17 protein-coding genes are annotated in these 21,651 nt (G+C 74.1%); 8 read left to right on the top strand and 9 right to left on the bottom strand.

The features are described 5' to 3' along the window. Positions 1-24: 24 nt before the first annotated feature. Entirely contained in the window at positions 25-828 is an 804-nt protein-coding gene (locus OG965_RS06630; RefSeq protein ID WP_371650107.1) for an alpha/beta fold hydrolase, read from the bottom strand. Between the two features lie 149 nt (positions 829-977). On the opposite strand from OG965_RS06630, the gene OG965_RS06625 reads away from it, so the two are divergent. From OG965_RS06625 to OG965_RS06610, 4 genes are all read left to right on the top strand, one after another. Then, positions 978-2,138 carry a serine hydrolase domain-containing protein gene (locus OG965_RS06625; RefSeq protein WP_371650105.1) on the top strand — a complete coding sequence of 387 codons (1,161 nt, stop codon included), beginning with the start codon at positions 978-980 and terminating at the stop codon, positions 2,136-2,138. 94 nt (positions 2,139-2,232) lie between these two features. After that, the gene (locus tag OG965_RS06620) at positions 2,233-2,481 is read left to right on the top strand and encodes a ribbon-helix-helix protein, CopG family (protein WP_101386713.1); all 249 of its coding nucleotides are present in this window, start codon (positions 2,233-2,235) and stop codon (positions 2,479-2,481) included. A 2-nt stretch (positions 2,482-2,483) separates the two neighbouring features. Beyond that, entirely contained in the window at positions 2,484-2,855 is a 372-nt protein-coding gene (locus OG965_RS06615) for a toxin Doc (protein WP_079126386.1), read from the top strand. Positions 2,856-2,947: 92 nt separating this feature from the next. Then, complete coding sequence (locus tag OG965_RS06610; RefSeq protein ID WP_371650102.1) at positions 2,948-6,145, top strand: amidohydrolase family protein; 3,198 nt, start codon at positions 2,948-2,950, stop codon at positions 6,143-6,145. A gap of 73 nt (positions 6,146-6,218) precedes the next feature. Here OG965_RS06610 and OG965_RS06605 read toward each other — a convergent pair whose 3' ends face one another. Further along, the gene (locus OG965_RS06605) at positions 6,219-6,836 is read right to left on the bottom strand and encodes a TetR/AcrR family transcriptional regulator (RefSeq protein ID WP_371650100.1); all 618 of its coding nucleotides are present in this window, start codon (positions 6,834-6,836) and stop codon (positions 6,219-6,221) included. Between the two features lie 116 nt (positions 6,837-6,952). Between OG965_RS06605 and OG965_RS06600 the strand changes: the two genes are divergently transcribed. Genes OG965_RS06600 through OG965_RS06585 form a run of 4 tightly spaced genes read left to right on the top strand, consistent with a single transcriptional unit; the run spans position 6,953 to position 12,163 of the window. Next, positions 6,953-8,149, top strand: a complete 1,197-nt coding sequence (locus OG965_RS06600; RefSeq protein ID WP_371650098.1) for an alpha/beta fold hydrolase — start codon at positions 6,953-6,955, stop codon at positions 8,147-8,149. Continuing rightward, on the top strand, positions 8,149-9,321 hold the full coding sequence (locus OG965_RS06595) for an acetyl-CoA C-acyltransferase (protein WP_371650096.1): 1,173 nt from the start codon (positions 8,149-8,151) through the stop codon (positions 9,319-9,321). Before OG965_RS06600 ends, OG965_RS06595 begins: the two co-directional genes overlap by 1 nt. Further along, positions 9,321-11,258: an AMP-binding protein gene (locus OG965_RS06590; RefSeq protein WP_371650094.1), complete on the top strand. Its 1,938-nt coding sequence runs from the start codon at positions 9,321-9,323 to the stop codon at positions 11,256-11,258. Before OG965_RS06595 ends, OG965_RS06590 begins: the two co-directional genes overlap by 1 nt. A 53-nt stretch (positions 11,259-11,311) precedes the next feature. After that, positions 11,312-12,163, top strand: a complete 852-nt coding sequence (locus OG965_RS06585; RefSeq protein WP_371650092.1) for an MBL fold metallo-hydrolase — start codon at positions 11,312-11,314, stop codon at positions 12,161-12,163. 9 nt (positions 12,164-12,172) lie between these two features. Here the strand turns inward: OG965_RS06585 and OG965_RS06580 are convergent, their stop codons facing one another. From OG965_RS06580 to OG965_RS06550, 7 genes are read right to left on the bottom strand one after another with little or no spacing between them, the layout of a single operon-like run. Next, a complete protein-coding gene (locus OG965_RS06580) occupies positions 12,173-12,976 on the bottom strand; it encodes a thioesterase II family protein (protein ID WP_371650090.1) in 804 nt (267 codons plus the stop codon). Then, on the bottom strand, positions 12,973-13,212 hold the full coding sequence (locus tag OG965_RS06575; protein WP_371650088.1) for an acyl carrier protein: 240 nt from the start codon (positions 13,210-13,212) through the stop codon (positions 12,973-12,975). Before OG965_RS06575 ends, OG965_RS06580 begins: the two co-directional genes overlap by 4 nt. A 2-nt stretch (positions 13,213-13,214) precedes the next feature. Further along, positions 13,215-15,137, bottom strand: coding sequence for an HAD-IIIC family phosphatase (locus tag OG965_RS06570; protein ID WP_371650086.1), 1,923 nt, complete (start codon positions 15,135-15,137; stop codon positions 13,215-13,217). Beyond that, positions 15,134-16,165, bottom strand: a complete 1,032-nt coding sequence (locus OG965_RS06565; RefSeq protein WP_371650084.1) for a 3-oxoacyl-ACP synthase III family protein — start codon at positions 16,163-16,165, stop codon at positions 15,134-15,136. Before OG965_RS06565 ends, OG965_RS06570 begins: the two co-directional genes overlap by 4 nt. Beyond that, positions 16,162-19,215 (bottom strand): type I polyketide synthase, encoded by a 3,054-nt coding sequence (locus OG965_RS06560; protein WP_371650082.1) that lies wholly within the window; start codon positions 19,213-19,215, stop codon positions 16,162-16,164. The genes OG965_RS06565 and OG965_RS06560 overlap by 4 nt, the downstream gene beginning before the upstream one ends. After that, the gene (locus tag OG965_RS06555) at positions 19,212-19,526 is read right to left on the bottom strand and encodes an acyl carrier protein (protein ID WP_371650080.1); all 315 of its coding nucleotides are present in this window, start codon (positions 19,524-19,526) and stop codon (positions 19,212-19,214) included. Before OG965_RS06555 ends, OG965_RS06560 begins: the two co-directional genes overlap by 4 nt. Positions 19,527-19,571: 45 nt before the next feature. Continuing rightward, positions 19,572-21,368, bottom strand: coding sequence for a fatty acyl-AMP ligase (locus tag OG965_RS06550; RefSeq protein WP_371650078.1), 1,797 nt, complete (start codon positions 21,366-21,368; stop codon positions 19,572-19,574). Positions 21,369-21,651 lie beyond the last annotated feature (283 nt).

Below are 21,651 nucleotides of genomic sequence, written 5' to 3'. Positions count from 1 at the left end.
AGGTGGGAGGGGTTGGTCAGGAAGTCAGGACAGAAGGCGCGGCCCGCCGCCGAAGAACTCGGCCAGGACCGGGGCGAGCGCCTGTGCCGAGAACTCGTGCGTCTGGCCCGGCAGGGAGAGGGCGCGGCCGTCCGGCACGGCCCCGGCGATCGCGGTGGCCGGGGCGCGCATCCACTCCGGGCTCGCCCCGCCGCAGAGCGCGAGCACCGGGACGGTGACCGAGGCCAGGCGCTCGACGGGGAGCGCGGCGTCACCGAGCACGGCGTGCTCGTACGCGAGGGTGTGGGCCAGCGCCTCCATGCCCGGCCACATGGGGGCGAGCCGGAACTGCTCGATCATCGCCGGGGGCATGCCGATCCGGGAAAGGAACAACTCCACCGCGTCCGACCGCCGTTCGGCGGCCAGGAGCGCGGCGAGCCGTTCGCCGTACCGGACGTTCCCCGCCCGCCGCTCGGCCTCCAGGGCGTAGGGCGGCTCGTACACGGCGACCGCGGCCACCGCCAGCCCGCCCGCCGCGGCCTCCAGAGCCAGCGCGCCGCCCGAGGAGAGCCCGTAGAGCATGGCGGTGCCACCCGCCGCGCCGACGACCGCGGCCAGGTCCTCGACCTCGCGGCCGACCGCGTACGGGAGAGTGTTCCCGCTGGCGCCACGGCCCCGGCGGTCGTAGTTGAACACCGTGAAGCGGGGGGCGAGCAGCCCGGCGAGCTCCCGATGCGTCTCCCGGGTGCAGAAGGCGCCGCCGACGAGAATCACCGGTGGCCCTTCCCCGGCACGTTCGTAGGCGATGGGCGTTCCGTCCGGCGACCAGGCCGTGTCCGTGTGGTCCATGACGGATAGACCGTGGGGGAGCGCGCAACTCATCGGTGCTCATGGACGGGACGCGGATCCGATGGCCGCAGGACCGATGAGTTCGCGCGTCGGCACCGGTCTTCCCCACGACCGACCGCTGATGACTTCCGACTTCCGAAGGTGGACCGATGAGCGATCTGCACGACATCCTCACGAAGCACGTGGGCGGCGACGGCTGTGCGCCCGGGGCCGTGGGCCTGGTGGCCCGGGGCGACCGGGTGGAGGTGGAGGCCGTCGGGCACACCGACGTCGAGGGCAGCGCGCCCATGGCCCGGGACTCGATCTTCCGGATCGCGTCGCTGACCAAGCCGATCGTGGCGGCGGCGGTGATGACGCTGGTCGAGGACGGCCGGATCGCCCTGGACTCGCCGGTGGCGGAGTGGCTGCCGGAGCTGGCGTCGCCCAGCGTGGTCCGTACGCCCGAGAGCCCGGTCGACGACGTGGTCCCGGCCGTCCGTCCCATCACGGTGACCGACCTGCTGACCTTCCGCGCCGGATACGGCTTCCCCTCCGACTTCTCGCTCCCGGCGGTCGCGCCGCTCTTCACCGAGCTGCTGCAGGGCCCGCCGCAGCCGCAGGCCGTCGCGGCGCCGGACGCGTGGATGGCGGCGCTCGCCCGGATCCCGCTGCTGTACCAGCCCGGCGAGGCCTGGCTGTACAACGCGTGCTCGGACATCCAGGGCGTACTGATCGCCCGGGTCGCCGGGCGTCCGCTGCCCGAGTTCCTGGCCGAGCGGATCTTCGAGCCGCTGGGCATGACCGACACCGGGTTCGCGGTCCCGGCCGCCGACCTCGGCCGCTTCACCGGCTACTACCGGGCCGGGGCCCCGGACTCCGACGGCCTGGAGCTGGTCGACGCGCAGGACGGGCAGTGGAGCACGCCGCCCGCGTTCCCGTCCGGGACGGGCGGGCTCGTCTCGACCGTCGACGATCTGTACGCCTTCGCCCGGATGCTGCTCGCCGGGGGCACGCTCGACGGCCACCGCCTCCTGTCGCCCGACTCCGTACGGCGGATGACGACCGACCACCTCACCCCGGCCCAGCGCGAGGCGAGCAGGCTGTTCCTGGAGGGGCAGGGCTGGGGCTTCGGGGCCTCGGTCGACGTCGAGGCGGTCGAGCCGTGGAACGTGCCGGGACGGTTCGGCTGGATGGGCGGCACCGGAACGGCGGCGCACATCGTCCCGTCCACCGGCACGGCCACGATCCTGCTCACGCAGCTGGAGCTGACCGGACCCACTCCGCCTCCCGTCGCCATGCAGGATTTCTGGCGATACGCGGCGAACGCCTGACGCCCGTCCGGGACTTGCCCGCCGGGCGCGTCCGCCGCGGGGCCGTTTCGGCGGAAGCGGTCCCGCGCTGTACGGCCTGCTGTACGGTCGAAGCATGTCCAAGTCAGTGACGATCCGGGTCGACGACCAACTGCACGCGCTGCTCAAGGAGCGCGCGGAGGCAGAGGGGTCGACGGTGACCGCGCTCATCACGCAGGCCGCGTACGAGGCGGTGCGCGATCCACGGCTGGAAGGCGCGGCGGAGGTCTTCCGCTCCTTCATCGCCGAACAGGGCGACGCCTTCGACGCGGCCTTCCCGGACGACGCCCCCGACCAGCGGGACTCCTCGGGGCGGGCCGCCTGACGGTGGAGTTCCACATCGACATCCGCTGGCTGCTCGAACGCCAGACGGAAGTGCTGCCCAAGCAGCCCACGGTCCACGACTTCTCCAGCCTGGTGGCCGCCGTCGGCCGCCACCGCGTCAACACCCCCCGGGTCGAGGCGACCGTCGACAACTCCTGGCGGGCGGGCGCCCTGATGCACGCGATCATCCGGCTGCGCCCCCTGCCCGCCCGCAACGCGCTCTTCGGCGCGGCGGTGGTGGTCGCGTACATGAACGCGGCGGGCGAGGGCCTGGACGCCCCGTACGGCGCCCTCATCGATCTCGCCCGCGACATAGACGCGGGCCACACCGACGCCTACGACGCGGCCGACCGGATACGGTCCTGGCGCATCTGACCGTTCGCCTTCAACTGCTCCTCCGCCCCCACCCATTTGGCCTGAATGGCAGGGTTGCCCACGTGGTGCGTGGTGCACCAGCGTGTGGGGGCATGGATCGTGACCCGAGCGGCGTCGCCGCGAGCTCCCTCTCCCGTCGTCAACTGCTCGCCGCCGCCGGTGCGGCCGGGGCCGTCACCGCCGTCGGGACGGTGCCGGCGGCGGCCCGGCAGCGCAGCGGGCTCTCGCTGTCGTTCAGTGCCGCAACCAACGGCTCCGCGAGCCTCGCGCCCGCCGGGGACCGGGTGGTCGCCGAGGTCCAGAGCGTGCTGTGGTCGCTGCCCCGGCACGGGGGCAGGGCCGTGCCGCTCACCCCGGCGGGTCTTGAACCGGGTCGGCCGGTCCATTCTCCGGACGGGTCGCTCATCGCCTTCTGCGCCTATGAGGGCGGCGGCTATCACGTGTGGACCATGCGGCCGGACGGCTCGGACGTGCGGCGGCGCACCGAGGGGCCCTGGGACGACCGGGGGCCGGCCTGGTCGCCCGACGGGACGCGGCTCGCGTTCGCGTCCGAGCGCGCGGGCGATCCGGTGGCGGGCAGCCCGTACCGCGTCCACGTGCTGGACCTGCGAACGGGGCGGCTCACTCGGCTCACCGGGCTGCCCGGCCAGGACGGGCCGCTCCAGGACGGGGCCTGGGAGGACTTCGACCCCACCTGGTCGCCGGACGGGGCGAGGATCCTGTTCGTCCGCGCGAAAGTCGTCACCCTCCCCACGGGGCTCGGCGTGGAGGCGCGGACCGTCGCCGCCGTCGCGGCCGAGGGGGCCGGGCCCGTCGGCGTCGTGTACACCGAGAGCGAAGCCGCGCAGGTCATGTGCCCGGCCCTCGCGCCCGACGGCCGTCGGCTCGCCCATCTGCGCACCACCGCCGCGCCGAACGGCTCCTGCGTGCTCGTCGTCGACGGCAGGCCGGTCGCCGTCGCCGGGGACCTCGCGCCGGTGCCCCCGCGCTGGACGGCGGCCGGGGAGCTGCTGCTGACCGTCGACGGGCGCTTCACGCTGGTACGGCCCGACCGGCCGGGGGAGGCGGAGACGATCCCGTTCGAGGGTGTGCTGCCCGTGGAGCGGCCGCGCTACCGGGTCAAGGAGTACGACCTCGGCGAGGGGCGCGCGCGGCCGGTGCGGGGCGTGCATCTGCCCGCGCTCTCGCCGGACGGGCGGCGCATCGCGTTCGCCGCCCTCAACACGCTGTGGCTGGCGGACACTTCGGGCGCCCGGCCGCCCGAGCGGCTGCGCGAGTCGGCGCCGACGCGCTATCTGCTCGGTCCCGTCTGGAGCCGCGACGGGCGGGCGCTGCTGTACGCCGACGACCGCGACGGGCTGCTCGGCATCCACCGTCGGGATCTGGCCACCGGTGCGGAGAGCACGCTCGCGACGGGCGGGCGTGTGCACCCGGCGCTCTCGCCCGACGGCAAGCGGCTCGCCTGCCTCGACATGACCGGCCACCTCCTCGTACGCGACCTGGCCTCCGGCGCCGAACGCGTCCTGGCCGCGCCCCTCGGCGGCGGCGGGCTGCCCGGCCGCCCGAGCTGGTCGCCCGACGGCCGCCGTCTCGCGCTCTGCGACCGCAACCGCCTCAACGCGCGCTTCAGGGAGGGCTACAACCTCATCCGGGTCGTCGACACGGAGACCGGCACCGCCCGCCTCCACGCGGTGGCGCCGCACGTCTCCGTCTCCGACCGGTACGACTCGGGGCCCGTCTGGTCGCCCGACGGGCGCTGGATGGCGGTGATCGTCGAGTCCGCGCTCTGTCTGCTGCCCGTCGCCCCCGACGGCACCCCGCAGGGCCCGCCGCGCACCCTGACCGACGAGCCCGCCGACCACCCGTCATGGTCGGGCGACTCCAAGACGCTGCTGTATCTGTCCGGTTCGCGGCTGCGGCTCATCGGCGTCGACGGCGGGCCCGCGCGCACCGTCCGGGTGCCGCTGGACGCGCGCAGGCCCGCGCCCGCCGACACGGTGGTGCACGCCGGGCGGCTGTGGGACGGCACCGGCGAGCAGGTCCGCGACGACGTCGACATCGTCGTACGGAACGGGCGCATCACGGCCGTCGAGCCGCACCGCGGCCGTGGGGCGCTGCGGCGGATCGACGCCTCGGAGCGTACGGTCGTGCCCGGCCTGTGGGACACCCACACCCACCCCTGGCAGAGCACCTACGGCGGCCGTCAGACCGTGGGCCAGCTCACCTACGGGATCACCACGGCTGTCTCCTTCGGCGGATTCGCGTACGAACAGGCCCGCATCCGTGAGGCGGTGGCCGCCGGGCAGCTCGCCGGGCCCCGGCTGCTGACCACGGGGGAGCTGCTGGACGGCTCACGGGTGGCGTACAGCATGGGGCGCGCCCACCGGACCAGGGAGGGGCTGCGGCGGTCGCTGGAGCGGGGTGCCGCGCTCGACTGGGACTTCGTCAAGACCTATGTGCGGGCGCCGAGCTGGGTGATGGAGGAGGCGGCCCGGTTCGCGCACGAACGCCTCGGGGTGCGCGCCGGAAGCCATCTGCTCTCGCCCGGCGTGCAGCTGGGCCAGGATCTGACGACCCATCTGCAGGCCACCCAGCGAGCCGAGTTCGGGCATGCCACCACCACGTCGGGACGCGCCTACGAGGACGTGGTGGAGGTCTACTCCGCGCGCGGCGTCAACTTCGCGCTCATCGCCACGCCGTTCACCTCGACGCCGCTGATCGGGGCCGACCCCGGGCTCGCGGCGGACCCCCGGGTCACCGTCGTGATGCCGCCGTGGGACTCCGCGCTGGTGCGGCAGTCGGCGGGCGTGCCGCCGACGGCGGCCCAACTGGCCACGCTGCGCACGGAGACCGACGTCTACCGCCGGGTGCTCGCGGCCGGCGGCCTGGTCGCCCTCGGTACGGACGCGCCGATCGTGCCCGTCGGCCTCTCCCTGCACCTGGGCCTGCGCGCGCTGCACCGGGGCGGTCTCTCCCCGGCGGCGGCCCTGCGCACCGCGACCGTGCTCCCGGCCCGCCTGTTCGGGGTCGAGCGGCATCTCGGCACCGTGGAGGAGGGGAAGATCGCCGACCTGACCGTGGTGGACGGCGACCCGTTCGAGGACTTCGACGCGATGGTACGGACGGTCTCCGTGCTCCGGGGAGGAGTGCCGTACGAGACCGAGGAGTTGGTGGCCGCCTTCGGGCAGCCGGTGCGGCACGCGGCCGCCGACAGCGAGTGGCTCTCGGTGGGGCGGCTGATGCGGCGCGGCGGGTGCTGCGACATGGAGGCCGAGCTGCTGCCCGGGTGAGAGCCTGTCTTTGAACCCCCGCCCTCCGGGCGGACGACGGGGGTTCAAAGACAGGCTCTAGGGTCGCGGGCGGTCAGCGGCTCGCGGCTACCGCCGCGACGATGGCGTGGGTCAGCCGTGCGACATAGGCGTCGTCCGTCGGGCCGCCCGCCGCCAGCATGCGGAAGTACAGCGGCGCGCCGAACAGGTCGGTGGCCAGGGCCGTGTCGATGTCGGGCGGCAGCTCGCCCCGTACCGTCGCGCGGTCCAGAAGGGTCGCGACCGCCGCGCGGCGCGGGGCGAGGACGGTGTGGTGGAGCGCGTCGTGGAGTGAGGCGCTGCGGGCCGACTCGGCAAGGAGGTCGGGGATGATCCGGCCCACCAGGGGGTGCCGCAGCGCCCGCAGGGTCTCCCGGACGAACCGCTCGACGTCGCCGTGCAGCGAGCCCGAGTCCGTCGTCGTGGGGATGTGCGCGGCGGCCGCCTCGGAGACCAGCTCGACGACCATGGCCTCCTTGGACGGCCAGCGGCGGTAGAGCGCCGCCTTGCCGACGCCCGCGCGGCGGGTCACGGCCTCCATCGACATCCGTGCGTACCCGGACTCCGCCAGCTCTTCGAACATCGCCCGGCGGATCGTTTCGGTCACGGACTCGCGCAGTACGCCCGCGCCGGCGGGCGGGCGCCGCAGTTCGCTGTCACGGAGGCTGGCCATGATCGGAGATTAACACGGAACGGAACGGTTGCGTTCCGTGAGTGGCGGGTGTACGTTCGCGCCCTACGAGCCGGAACGGTGCCGTTCCGTTCAGTGGGTTCAGCGGGAGGCCCGCGGTGAAGTTCCTCTTCGACGACAAGGCGTTCTCCTTCCAGGCGCTGCGCACGGCGGGACACGCCGCCTGCGGGGGCGCCGATCTCGGGGAGGTGCTCGTCACCTGCCAGGACGTTCCCGACGGCAACGAGGCCGCCTGGTGCCGCGCCTGGTCGGCCACCGCCGCGCGGCTGCACCGCACCGGCGACGACGCACTGGCCGCCGGGCACCGGGTGAGCGCGCGCGAGGCGCTGCTGCGGGCCTCCAACTACTACCGCACGGCCGACTTCTTCCGCCTCGACGACCGCGACCACGACCGGGAGTCCGACCGCCTCGCACTGCACTCGCGCGAGACGTTCGCCCGCGCCGCCGAACTGTTCGACACCCCGGTCGTCCCGCTCCGCATCCCGTACGAGGGCACGACCCTGCCGGGCTACCTCTTCCTGGCCGGGCCCACGGACGAGCCCCGGCCGACCCTGATCCACCACGGCGGGTACGACTCCACGCTGGAGGAGCTGTACTTCATGGTCGGCGCGGGCGCCCTGCGGCGCGGCTACCACGTGCTCGCCTTCGAGGGGCCCGGACAGCAGTCCGTGCGCCGCGTACAGGGCCTGGCCTTCCGGCCCGACTGGGAGTCGGTGGTCACCCCGGTGGTGGACCACGCACTCACCCTGCCCGGGGTCGACGCCGACCGGCTCGTCCTCTTCGGCACCAGCTTCGGCGGGCTCCTCGGCGCCCGGGCCGCCGCCTTCGAACGGCGCTTCGCGGCCTGCGTCCTGCACAACGGCATCTACGACTTCTACCGGCTGCCCCTCGCGGGCATCCCGGCGCACCTGGCCGAATGGGTAACGGAGAGCCGCGACGAGGTGGCCGGGCCCGCCCTGGGGGTCGCCATGTCGCACAGCACCCAGCTGCGCTGGTTCCTGCGGCACGGCATGTGGGCCTTCGGGGCCAAGACCCCGGCCGAGGCCCTGCGCGCCTGCATGCCGTACAACCTCGACGGCGTGGCCGAGTACATCACCTGCCCGACCCTGGTCCTGGAAGCCGAGAACGACGTGGTCGCGCGCGGCGAGGCGCAGCGGGTCCACGCCGCGCTGCGCGCCGAGAAGGGCCTCATCCGGTTCGCCGCCGCCGACGGCTCCGGCGAGCACTGCCAGGAGGGCGCGGCCCTCCACTTCCACCAGCGGGTGTTCGACTGGCTCGACGAGCGGGGGATCTGATGCTGTCCGACATAGCCGTCGTCCACGGGGCGCGCACGCCCGTCGGGCGGTTCAAGGGGGCGCTGCGGTCGGTCCCGGCGCACCGGCTCGGCGCCCTGGTGATCCAGGAGGCGCTGCTGCGGGCCGGTATCGACCTGCACGAGGTCGACGAGGTCGTCCTGGGCTGCGTCGGCCAGGTGGGGCCGGACGCGTTCAACGCGCGGCGCGCGGCGCTGGCCGCCGGGCTGCCGGTCGAGGTGCGCGCGTACAACGTCAACCGGCTGTGCGGCTCCGGCCTCCAGGCCGTCTGGTCCGCCGCGCAGACGCTCGCCCTCGGCGAGGCGCAGGTCATGGTGGCCGGCGGCAATGAGTCGATGACCCGTCAGCCGCTGCTCGACTACAGCGAGCGCGCCGCCGACGAGCTGCCCGGACCACCTCGTATCGACGGGACGTTCTCGCTGGTCACCGACCCCTTCGCGCACGGCCCGATGGGGCTCACGGGCGAGGCCGTGGCCGCACGGTTCGCCATCTCCCGGGAGCGCCAGGACAGTTGGGCCGCCCGGAGCCAGCAGCGGGCCGCCGAGGCCGTGGCGCAAGGGCGGTTCGCCGGTCAGATCGTGCCCGTGCTCACCCCGGACGGCAAGGTCGGGCGGGACGAACACCCGCGCCCCGGCACCACCGTGGAGCGGCTCGCCAAGCTCGACCCCGCGTTCGCTCCCGACGGCACCGTCACCGCCGGGAACTCGGCCGGGCTCAACGACGGGGCCGCCGCCGTACTGATGACGCGCGCCACGGATCTGCGCCCGGGCACCGTCCCTCTGTGTCTGCTGCGCGATGTGGTGGTCACCGCCCTGGAGCCGGAGATCATGGGATTCGCGCCCGCCGGCGCCATCAGGAAGCTGTTGCGGCGCGCGGGGCTCGACATCGACGACATCGCGGTGGTCGAGCTCAACGAGGCGTTCGCCGCGCAGGTCCTCGCCGTACTCGACGACCTCAAGCTGGACCCCGACCGGGTCAACCCGAACGGCGGGGCGATCGCGCTCGGCCACCCGATCGGCGCGACGGGAACGATCCTGCTGCTCAAGGCCGCCCACGAACTGCGCCGCACCGGCGCGCGGTTCGCGGTCGTCGCGCTGTGCATCGGCGGCGGCCAGGGCATCGCCGCGCTCATCGAGAACCCGGAGGCGCACTGATGGGCGAGTACGCCTGGTACCCCGGCCGGGAGCTGACCGAGCACAGCAACGTCGCCCGGTTCTGCCAGGCCCACGGCCTGGACGGATACCGCGAGCTGCAGCGCCGCTCCGTCGCGGACCCCGAGTGGTACTGGACCAGCGCCGCCCGCGACATGGGCATCGTCTGGCACGAGCAGCCGCTGTGCGCCCGCGACGGGCGGGGCGGGATCGCCGCCACGCGCTGGTTCCCCGGGGGTCGGACCAACCTGGTCGAGTCCTGTCTTGAGCGCCATGTGCGCCGTGGCCGCCCGGACGCGACGGCTCTGCGCTGGGAGCGCGAGGACGGCACGCGGGGACGGCTCGGCTACCGCGAGACGGCGCGACTCAGCGCCCGGGTCGCCACGGGACTCCGCGGCCTGGGAGTGGGGGAGGGGGACCGGGTGGCGGGCTGTCTGCCACCCGGTCCCGAGGCCTTCGTGCTGCTCTTCGCCTGCGCCCGCATCGGCGCCGTCCTGGTCCCGATGTTCTCCGGCTTCGGCACCGAGGCACTGGCGGTGCGGCTCGCCGACGCCGGGGCCCGGGTGCTGGTGACGGCCGTGGCCACGACCCGGCGCGGCAAGCGGTACGAGATGCTGCCCGTCGCCCGCGCGGCGGCGGACAAGGTCCCCGACGTACACCACCTGGTGGTCGTCGCGGACGAACCGCCCGACACCGCGTCGCCGTCCGGCGCGGCCATCACCACCTGGCAAGCGCTCACCGAGGCGAAGCCCGCCGAGACCGTGCCGCTGCCCGCCAGCGCGCCCTTCCTCCTCCTGTACACGTCCGGCACCACCGGACGCCCCAAGGGCGCCGTCCACACCCACGGCGGGTTTCCCGTGCAGGTCGGCTCCGAGGTCCGCTACAACCTCGACGTGCGCCCCGACGACGTGGCCTTCTGGGTCACCGACCCCGGGTGGATCATGTTCGCCCTCGTCGTCGTCGGCTGCACCCTCGCGGGTGCCTGCGTCCTCGCGTACGAAGGCGCCGTCGACCACCCCGACCCGGCCCGGCTGTGGCGGCTCCTGGACGACCACCGGGTCAGCGTCTTCGGCAGCTCGCCCAGCCTCGCGCGGGCGATGATGACCACCGCCGGGCCCGGGTCCGCCGCGTCCCGGCTGCGGATACTCGGCTCCACCGGCGAACCCTGGACCGAGGACGCCTGGCGCTGGTACTTCCACGAGGTCGGCGGCGGCCGCTGCCCCGTCATCAACATCAGCGGCGGTACGGAGGTGGGCGGCTCGCTCCTGGCGTCCGCGCCCACCGTCCCCCAGACGCCGTGCGGCTTCACCGGCCCCTGTCTGGGCATCGACGCGGTCATCGAGGACGCGGACGGCGCCGAGGTCGGCGAGGGCGTGATGGGCGAACTGGTGGTGCGCCAGTCCTGGCCGGGCATGACCCGGGGCCTGTGGCGCGCGCCCGAGCGGTTCGCCCACACCTACTTCAGCCGCAGGCCCGGCCGCTGGTCCCACGGCGACCTGGCGTCCCGGTCCGACGGGGAGTGGTTCGTGCACGGCCGCCTCGACGACGTGATGAAGGTGGCGGGCAAACGGCTCGGCCCCGCCGAGGTCGAGGAGGCCGCGCTCGGCGACCCCGCCGTGGCCGAGGCGGCGGCGGTCGGGATTCCGCACCCGGTCAAGGGCGAGGCGCTCTGGTGCTTCGTGGTGCCCGCGCACGGGACGCTGTCGGCGCCGGACGCCGACCGGATCCGCGCGCGCGTGGCCGACGCCCTCGGGCCCGCCTTCCGGCCCAGCCGCGTGGTCGCCCTGCCCGAACTGCCACGCACCCGCACCGGCAAGGTGATGCGCCGGTTGATCCGCGACTGCGTCACCCAGGACGTGCCCGGCGACCTCTCCACGCTCGCCAACCCGCACAGCCTCGAAGCGCTGCGCGCCGCCGTCCACGAGGCGGCCGACGGCTGACACCGGAACACGGCCGCATGAGTGTCAACAGCGGCCACACACAAGGGAGTTCCATGCCGACGATCGACATTCTCCTGCCCGGCTTCGCCATCGACACCGACCAGGGCTACCCCGCCTTCTGCGGCGTCTTCCTCGTCCGGGGCGCCGACGCCACCGGCCGCCCCCGCACCATCCTCGTCGACGCCGCCCACGTCGGACGCCGCCCCCATCTGTGGGCGGCGCTCGCGGCGCGCGGCCTCACAGCGGCGGACATCGACACCTTGGTGCTCACCCACGCCCACTGGGACCACGTACAGAACATCGATCTGTTCCCGCGCGCCGAGCTCCTCCTCCACGGCGACGAGCGGCGCTACGCCCACGCGCCGCACTCCAACGACTGGGCGACCCCCGCCTGGACCGGACTGCTGCTCGAACAGCTGCGCATCCGCGAGGTGGCGGACGGCGAGGAGATCGTGCCCGGCGTCAGCGTCATCGGCCTGCCCGGGCACTCGCCCGGCAGCATCGGCGTACTGGTCGACACCGACGCCGGAGTGGCCGCGATCACCGGCGACGCCCTGCACTTCGCGTACGTCGCCACGACGCGCCGCAACCCGCTGGTCTTCTGGGACGCCGACCTCGCGGCCCGCAGCATCGACCGGGTGATCGGGGCGGCCGATGTCATCTACCCGGGCCACGACCGCCCCTTCCGCCTCACCTCCGACGGCGCCATCGACTACCAGGAGCCGTTCGCGCTCACCCTGACGGGACTGCGGCCCGACACCGAGGGGCTCGCCTTCGCCGACGGCTCCTCGCGCCCGCTGTGGGTCATGCCCGGCGTCGACGAGCAGCGCACGCTGTACGAGAAGAACGCGGAGGAGGCCCGGCGGCGCATGGCCGGGGTGCCGCGCGTGGTGCGCCCGCGGTGAGGCGGCCCGTCACGCGGGGGCCCGCCGCGCCTCGGTGAGCAGCCCGGCGAGCGAGCGGTTGAGCTCCTCGAAGAACGGCTCGGGGGCGTCGCGCGGGAAGAAGTGGCCGCCCGGCACGGTGGTCAGCCGGAAGTCGCGCGCGTACCGCTCCCAGGCGTACACCGCGCCGGGGTCCACGAGCGCGTCGTCCGCGCCCGCGAAGGCCCGGATGTCGAGCGGCAGCCGCTGCTCCGCCTCGTCCGGGTCCGGCAGCCCCGCCTCCCGGTGGCTGGCGCAGATCCGCAGGTCGTCCCGGACGATGGGCAGTAGGGCGCGCAGCCAGTCGTCGCGGCCCAGGAACTGCGGGTGCAGCCCGCCGATGTCCACCAGGAGGCGGGCGAGGCCGGCGTCGTCGTGCAGATCGGCGGGCGGCAGGGGCGGGGTGAGATGCGGGGCCGCGTACGCGCCGAGGAACATCGCGAGCGGCGCCCGGCCCCCGGCCCGCATCCGGGCCGCCACCACCGCGAAGCCGATCAGCGCGCCCATGCTGTGCCCGTACACGGCGTACGGACGGTCCAGCCACGGTGCGAGCTCGTCGGCGAGGGCTTCGGCCAGGGTCCCCGCGTCGTGGAACCGCGGTTCGCGGAACCGGGACTCGCGGCCGGGCAACTGCACCGGCAGGACGTCGACTTCGGGTATCACCCGGGCGGCCCACGGGGCGTAGAACGACGCCCCGCCGCCCGCGTGGTGGAAGCAGAACAGCCGCAGCGGAGCGTCCTCGCGCGGCGCCCGGACGAGGCAGCCCGCCGTGGCGGCCGTGGCGGGGCCGCTCACGCGCGTACCGCCTCGTACATCTGCTGGAAGGTCACGGCCTCCAGGAGGTCGGCCACCGGGATGCGGCGGCCGGTGACGCTCTCCACCACGGTGACCAGGCGCAGCAGATGGACCGAGTCCCACTCGGCCACTTCGTCGAGGGGGCGGCCGAGGTCTTCGGGGGCGACGCGGATACCGAGTTCGTCCTCCAGGAGCGCGCAGAACTCGGTGGCGTCGGCGATGGCGGTGGCGGTCATGGTCAGTTCTCCTCGAAGGCGGTGTGCAGCCGCAGATGGGCGGGGGCGGGCGTGATGTCGCGCAGGGCGTGGCGGAAGACGACGGTGGTGGGGTCGTCGGGGGCGACGCCCGTGGGGACGAAGCCGTGGTCGATGTAGAAGGAGGCGAAGGCGGCGTTGCGCGGGGTGGGCCGGTGGTGGGCGAGCGCGCCGTTCGCTCCGGACGCCGCCGCGTGCTCCAGGACGGCCGCCAGACAGGCGCTCTCGATGCCGCGTGAGAACACCCGGCAGCTCAGCACGTAGTTGTCGATGTGCAGGTCCTCCGCGTCGCGGCGCAGGAACACCGCGCCGACCAGGCCGTGGTCGCCGAACCGGTCGCGGGCGCGCACCACCAGCACACCGCGGTCCGGGCGCTCGGCCCACTCCCGCACCTCGGGCAGCTGGAGGCGCTCGGGGGCGAGGTGGAACTGGTTGGTGCGCAGGGTCAGTTGGGAGACCCGGGACAGCTCCGCGGGCTCCGGCGGGCGCACCGTCACCTCGATGCCGAGACCGTCCAGATAGTCCTGGTACGAGCCGGTGTCCTCGCGGAACTCCTGCCGCTTGGCCTCGGTGCGGTAGCGGCCCGCCCGCTCGCGGTCCTCGTCGGTGAGCACGGGCAGGTCGAACCAGCCGTCCGCGAGGAGCGCGGCGGGGTGCAGGGCCGGCTCCTCGTCGACCCGGACCACCGCGATCTGCGGCAGCTGCTCGCGGACCAGACCGCACTCGAAGGTGCTGTCGTCGACGAAGACGAAGCTGTCCAGACCGATCCCGAGCCGCTCCGCGATGTCGCGCAGATTGTCGTGCTTGGCCGACCAGTTGGCGTTGACGCGGACGAAGTCGTCCTCGCGCAGCAGCATCGAGGGGTGTTCGCGCAGCGCCTCGCGCACTCTGTCCTCGTCGTTCTTGCTGCTGACGGCGAGCAGCACCCCCTGCGAGCCGAGCTGGGCCACCACGCGCTGGAACTCGGCGAACGCCTCGCCGCGGAACCCGCTGCCGAGCTCGATGCCATCCACGCCGTCCTCGCCGAGCACCCCGCCCCACAGCGTCCCGTCCAGGTCCAGGACGAGGCACTTGCGGGTCCGGCCGAGCAGCCCCGTGACGAGGTGGCCGACGTCGCGGGCGTAGCTCGCGAGCAGCCCCTCGGCGAGGCGCGCCTTGGCGTACAGACCGGTGCGCGGCTCGTACGCGGGCGTCCCCTCGGCGATCAGCGGGTCGAGGTCGACGACGATCAGCCCGGGGTGCTCCTCGGCGAGGGCGAGCAGCCCGCTGTTGAACTCGCGCCAGACGACGCCCAGTCGGGCCCGGGAGCGCAGATCGACCAGCTGGCGGGCGTGGCGGTGCAGCAGCGGAACCGTGTTGAGGACCAAGGGCCCGCGCCCGCCGTCCTGATGGGTGCGGACGGCCCGGCCGATCAGGGCGAGCCGGGACCGGGCCGCGGCCTCGACGTCCTCGACCCGCCAGGGCAGCGGCACCTCCTCGAAGACGGTGTGCGCGTCCAGCAGGCACAGCGTGACGCGGGGCTGCGGCCCGGTGCCGGAGCCGGGTCCGAGCAGGTCCGCCAGATACGAGCCGTACGGCGAGACCACCGGGTCGAGCAGCAGTCCGTGGCGGGCCAGCTCCGCGGTGAGCGGGGCCACCAGCGGGGCGACGGTGGACTGGCCGGTGACGGCGACGGTCACCACCGGCACGTCGGCGTGGTGGCGGACGACCTCCTCGCGATCGAGCCGGGCGAGCAGCTGTCCCGCGGCGGGCAGTTGCCGCTCCGGGAGACGGGCGAGCAGGGGCCGTACCGAGGGGTACTCGGCCTCAAGGCTCCCGGCGGCGTACCGGGCGCGCAGGGTGCGCAGCGCCTCGGGATCCCGCCAACTGCCGCTTGCCGCCGGGGTGTTGGTTGCGATCGTGGTCATGCGCGCTCCAGGGCGATGCCGGACTTGATCCACTTGCTGGACTCCACGGCGACGGTGACGGCCCGCCCGCCGCCCTGCCACTTGTCGAGCAGTTCGGCCAGTTGCAGGAAGGGCAGTGCGTTGCCGTTGTTGCCCACGGTGCGCACCACGTTGACGCGCTGGGCGAGCGGGGCGGGCATCGAGTCGGAGATGCGGTCGCTCATACGGCCGGAGAGCTGGGGCGGGAGCAGATAGTCCACCTGGTCGGCCGTCCAGCCCACGTCCCCGATGAGCTCCCAGAACATCTGGGTCGCAAGCACCGGGACCGCCGCCTCGATCGCCTTGTAGTCCTCGGAGATCGCCGTGCGGTCGCTGTGCCGGTCGCCCAGGCCGAACCAGTCGATGACCTGGCCGGGCGCCTTGCCCAGGCCCACCAGGCGGTTGAGGACCTGGCGGATCTCGACGCGCTGCCCGAAGGACTCGGCGCTGAGCACGGCCGCGCCCGCCCCGTCGCCGAACAGGATGTAGTTGACCAGCTCGGCGGGGGTGCGCGAGCCGGGGTCGAAGTCCGTCTCCAGATGCTTGGCGCAGACGTCGCCGCCGATCACCAGGACCGTCGAGCAGCGCCCGGCGAGGAGCATGGTGCGGGCCACGTCGAGCGCCTGGATCGCCCCGGCGCAGCCGGACTGGAGCTGGTAGGTGGGGACGTTGTCGATGCCGAGGCGGTCCGCCACCAGGTTGACAGTGGCGGGCATCAGCTGGTCCGGGGTCGCGGTGCCCATGACGACGCAGTCGATGTCGACGGCCTCCAGACCCGCCGCCGCCAGGGCCCGGTCCGCCGCGGTCGCCGCGATGTCCGCCAGGGAGTGGCGGACCTGGCCGGTCGCCAGGTCGACGGCGAAGTGCCTGCTGACGTTGCCGATGAACATCTCGGCCCACTGCTCGTCGACGCCGACGAGCTTGGCCAGGGTGGCGTTGTCCACCGGTTCCCCCGGCAGACAGGTGCCGACCGAGACCAGGTGGGCGACGGGGGCGGATGACGGGCTCATGTGCGCGGTCCTTCCGGGGCGGTCGGGACAGTCGGTGCGGTCGGCGCGGACGCCGCGGCCGGTACGAGCAGGCGCTCGCCCAGATAGCGGCTGAGGTCGCCCACCGTCTCCAGGCTCGCGAGCAGCTCCTCGACGGGCAGGCTGCCGAGCTCGGGCAGTTCGTTCTCGATGCGGGTCTTGAGCTCCATGACCTGGATCGAGTCGAAGCCGAGGTCCTCGGCGAGGCGGGAGTGGGTCCGTACCGCCGAGGGGTCGTGCCCGCCGACCCGGCACACCAGACGGTGCGTCACCTCGGACACCCCGTGGGGGGAACCACCGTCCGGGGTCGGCGGGCACGTCTGGGCGAGTTCCGCCGTCGGCGGTCCCGCGGCTGCCGCGTCCATGGCGGGGAGGCGGGGCGCGGGCAGTTCGGGGGCGGTGGCGGAGCGCCAGGCGCGGAAGCTGTCGTCGAAGATGTACGGCGGCAGCCGGCGCGGCACGCGGTCCGCCTCCGGGTACAGGCTGTCCCAGGTGGGGTCGGCCCCGGCGCTCCACAGCTGCCCGAGCAGGTGGTGCAGCGGGTGGCGGGGCGCGCGGTCGCCCGGGTGGGCGGCGAGGCAGCTCACCGGGTCGCCGTCGGTCGGCCTGAGCCGGGCGAGCATGGGGGTGAGCACGGCGCGCGGGCCGATCTCCACGATGTGGGTGACGCCGGAAGAGAACAGTTCGGCGGCGGCGTCGGCGAACCGCACCGGCGCGGTGATCTGGCGCGCCCAGTACGCGGCGTCCATGCGCTCCTCGCCGCCCATGACCCGTCCGTACACGGTCGAGAAGACCGGCACCGAGGGGGCGTGCACCGCCAAGTCCGCGCCCTCGCGCCGGAACGGCTCGACGGCGGGTCGCATCAGCGGGGAGTGGAAGGCGTGCGAGACGGTCAGCGGCCGGGCGGTGACGCCCCGGTCGGCCAACGTGGCGCGCAGCAGGGCGAGTTCGTCGAGCTCCCCGGCGACCACGGTGCTGCGCGGACCGTTGACGGCCGCGACGCATACCCGCGCGGGATCGGTGAGCAGCGCCTCCACCTCCGCCTCGGGCAGCGGTACGGCGAGCATGCCGCCGCCGTCCGGGAGCGCCTCCATGAGTGCACCCCGGCGGGCCACGAGGCGGGCCGCGTCGGCGGGTTCGAGCGCTCCGGCCGCGCAGGCGGCGGCGAACTCGCCGATGCTGTGGCCGATGACGGCGGCGGGCCGGATCCCGGCGTCGGCCAGGGCGCCCGCCATCGCGTACTCGACCGCGAAGAGCGCGGGCTGGGCGAGACCAGTGCGGTCCACCCCGGGATCGCCCTCCAGGACCGCGTCGCGCACCGAGCGGCCGAGGTGGACGGCGAGGTGCTCGTCGATCTCGTCGAAGAGGCGGGCGTAGACGGGGGAGGAGGCGTACCAGGAGGCGGCCATGCCGGGGTGCTGGGCGCCCTGTCCGGTGAACGCGAACGCCACCGTGGGCGCCGTGCGCCGCACCCCGCCCTCCTCGTCGTGGGTGCGCTCGGCCGCCTCGCGCAGCCCCGCCACCAGCCCCGCCAGATCGCCCGAGGCGACGGCGACGCGGTGCGGCAGCCGGGACTTGACGCGGTTGCTGGTCCAGCACAGCTGGGCGAGCCGGTCCTCGGGCAGCCGGGCCAGCGCGTCGGCCTGCGCCAGCAGATTGGGGCGCAGCTGGCGCGCGGAGCGGGCGGAGACGGTGAAGACGCCCGGGACCCGCTCGCCGGAGCGGTGGACCGCGCGCGGCGGCGAGGAGAGCACGGCGTGCGCGTTGGTGCCGCCCATGCCGAAGCTGCTGACGGCGGCGTGCACGGTGCCGGACGGCAGCCGCAGCGGGGACCTGAGCAGTGTCAGGCGCCGCTCGGGCAGCTGGAGTCCCGGGTTCTCGTCGTCGGCGAAGCGGCTGGGCGGCACCGTGCGGTGGTGCAGCGCGAGGACGGTCTTGACGACCCCGGCGATCCCGGCGGCGCCCTCGGCGTGCCCGAAGTTGCTCTTGACCGAGCCGAGCGCGACGCTGCCGCCGCTGCGGCCGCTGGTGAGGTGGCCGAGCGCCTGGGCCTCCATCATGTCGCCGAGGAGGGTGCCGGTGCCGTGCGCCTCGATGAAGCCGATGTCGTCGGCGCCGACGTCGGCCGAGCGCCACACCCGCTCGATGAGCTGCTGCTGGGCCCAGCGGTTGGGCGCGGTGATCCCGTTGCTGCGGCCGTCCTGGTTGACGCCGGTGCCGCGCAGCACGGCGTAGACCGGCTGGCGGTCGGCGAGCGCGTCGGCGAGGCGGCGCAGGACGAGTACGGCGACGCCCTCGGCGCGGCCGATGCCGTCGGCCGAGGCGCTGAACGGCTTGCAGCGGCCGTCGGGCGCGGACAGGCCCGCCTGGGTGTAGAAGATGTTGAGTACGGGCGTCATGATCAGGTTGGTGCCGCCGGCGAGCGCGTAGTCGCAGTCGCCCGCGCGCAGCGCGCCGGAGGCGAGGTGCAGGGCGACGAGCGAGGACGAGCAGGCCGTGTCGACGGCGAGGCTGGGGCCCTTGAGGTCCAGGTGGTACGAGACGCGGTTGGCGCCCATGAAGTAGCCGTTGCCGGAGCCGTGCCGGGCGGTTATTCCGTCGTAGTCGGCCAGTTGGAGGTGAGCCCACTCGTTGGCCATCACCCCCACGAACACGCCCGTGTCCGTGCCGGCCAGGTCCTCGGGCGCCACCGCCGCGTCCTCGATGGCGCGCCACGAGCACTGGAGCAGCAGTCGCTGCTGCGGGTCCATGGCGGCCGCCTCGCGCGGCGAGATCCCGAAGAAGGCGGGGTCGAAGGCGTCCGGGTCGTCGATGAAACCGCCGCGCACGGTGTTGGAGCGGCCGGGGGGCCGGGCCTCGCCCGGGGCGGCCGGGTCGGCGAGCCGGTAGCGGTCCGCCTCCCAGCGCTCCTCGGGGACGCGCCGGGTGCCGTCCCCGCCCTCCATCAGCAGCTTCCAGAACTCGCCTGCGTCCCGGGCCCCGGGGAAGCGGCAGTCGAGCCCGACGACCGCGACCGGTTCGGGTGCGCTCATGAGGCGGCCCCGGCATCACCGACGGCGAGCAGCTCGGCCAGGTGCCCGGCGATGGCGCGTACCGTCGGGAAGTCGTAGGCGAGGGTCGGCGGGACCGCCAGGAGGTGGCGTTCCTCTATCTCGCCGCAGATGCCGATCGCGGCCACCGAGTCGATGCCGTAGTCGGCGAGCGGGGTCGTCGGGTCGATCTCCCGGGCGGGCCGGTGCAGATGGAAGGCCACTCGGTCGGTGAGCCACTTCTCCAGGTCCGCGGGGGCCAGTACGGGGGTCTGCGGCCGGATCGCGGTGCGGGTGTCGGGGGCGATGGACATGAGGTACCTCTTCCTTGGGGGCGGCGCTCGGTGGACCGGGCGGGCTCAGCGGCCGGGGGCGGCCAGTGGAGCGGAGTGCTCGGCGGTCTCGGCCGGGCGGGCGACGAGCTCCGCGACCGGCCGTTCCAGGCGCTGGTGGAGTACGGACAGCGCGCCGTCGAGGAACAGCCGGCGCATCAGGGTGCGCTGTGTCTTGCCGCTGGTGGTCTTGCGGACCGCGCCGGGGCGCACCAGGACCACACTGGCGGCGGGGAGTTGGAACCTGCGGCTGAGCACGGTCTGGACCGAGGCGGCGAGGGCGGGCAGATCGGCTTCGCCCTGCTGGTTCGGGCGGACCTCCTGCACCACCACGACGTGCGAGCGGTCGCCCTCCTCGTCCCCGACGGTGAACACCGCCCCGCCGCCGCGCCGCAGGGCGGGCCCCGAGTCCTGCACGGCCTGCTCGATGTCCTGCGGGTAGAGGTTGCGGCCGTGGTGGATGAGCATCTCCTTGATGCGGCCGGTGACGAACAGCTCCCCGCCGACCAGGCCGCCGAGGTCGCCGGTGCGCAGATAGCCGGTGCGGCCGTCGGCGGTCTCGGCGCGGAAGGTCTCGTCGGTGGCCTCCGGGCGGTTCCAGTAGCCGCGCGCCACCGATGGGCCGCGCAGCCAGATCTCGCCGACCTGGCCGTCCGCCAGCGCCTGGCGTGTCATGGGGTCGACCACGAGCACCTCGCTCCCGGCCGGCGCGCCGCAGCCGACCAGGGTCCTGGACGCACGGTCGGCCCGGGCGGGCCGCAGCTCGTGCTGCTCCAGGAGGTGGGCGTCGACGGCCAGTTCGACGTGCGGGGCGGTGGTGTCGCCGCCGGAGGCCACCAGGGTGTTCTCGGCGAGCCCGTAGCTCGGGAACAGCGCCTCGGGGCGCAGCCCGTAGGCGGCGAAGCGCGCGTTGAAGGTACGGATGGTGGCGGCGCGCACCGGCTCGGCCCCGTTCAGCGCCACCCGCAGGCTGGACAGGTCGAGCCCTTCGGCCTGCTCGTCGGTGGTGCGGCGGGCGCACAGCTCGTACCCGAAGTCGGGCGAGGCGGTGCCCTCGACGCGGTAGTCGTGGATCATCCGCAGCCAGCGGTGCGGCTGCTTGATGAAGGAGATGGGCGACATCTGGACGCTCGTGCCGCCCATCCACAGCGGGTGCAGGGTCATCCCGATGAGGCCCATGTCGTGGTAGAGCGGCAGCCAGCTGCCGGTGACGACGCCGGGCTCGGTCAGCATGGCGTGGTGGATGGCCTCCTGGTTGGCGGCCAGGTTGGCGTGCGTGACCATGACGCCCTTGGGCTGGCTGGTGGAGCCCGAGCTGTACTGGAGGAAGGCGATGTCGTCGGCGCGGACCTGCGGCGGGAACCACAGCGCGGGGTCCTCGCCGTCGTCCTCGGGCGCCAGGCACACCACGTCCTGCTCCCCGGCGGCGGCCAGCCAGGCGGCGAGGGACTGGCGGTGCTCGGGCAGCGTCAGGACGGCGCCCACCGAGGCGTCCCGCAGGATGCCGCTGACCCGGGCGAGACGCTCGCCCGGCTCGTCCGGCAGCGGGGCCGGGATGGCCGTGCGCCCGGCGTAGAAGCAGCCGAGGAACGCGGTGACGAAGTCGAGCGTGGGCGGGTAGAGCAGCAGCACCGGGCGGGTCGGGTCGCCCAGTGACTCCTGGCGCAGCCGGGTGGCGATCAGCCGGGCGCGGCGGTCCAGCTCCGCGTAGGTGAGCTCCTCGGGCCGCATGGTCCGGCCGTCCTCGTGCAGGTACACGAAGGCGAGCCGGTCGGGGTGCTGCTCGGCTCCGGCGCGTACGGCCTCGGTCAACGTCCTGTGCATCTCTTCCCCTGTCGCTCTGTTCGGGCTGGCGCGGCACCAAGTGCCATCTGCTGACCCATCGTTGGCGGGAAGTGAAAAGGACGTGTAAAGGCAGCCTTGAGGTGCACGTCGCAGCTTCGGGTCTTCCCGCAGGGTGCGGTGGAGAGGGGGAGTACGGGGGGCGTTCACACGTGTAGGGAGGAGAAGTTGGCACCCAGTGCCGCAGGCTCTCGCGCTCTCCTGCCGCCGCCGGGATGTGAGTCAGCACTGTTTCGATACGGCATTGACTCGATTGGTGGACGGG

The sequence above is a fragment of the Streptomyces sp. NBC_00224 genome (genome assembly GCF_041435195.1).
Classification (GTDB): domain Bacteria; phylum Actinomycetota; class Actinomycetes; order Streptomycetales; family Streptomycetaceae; genus Streptomyces.
The sequence above is the reverse complement of the archived record's forward strand: the minus strand, read 5'-3'. Positions and strand labels throughout refer to the sequence as shown.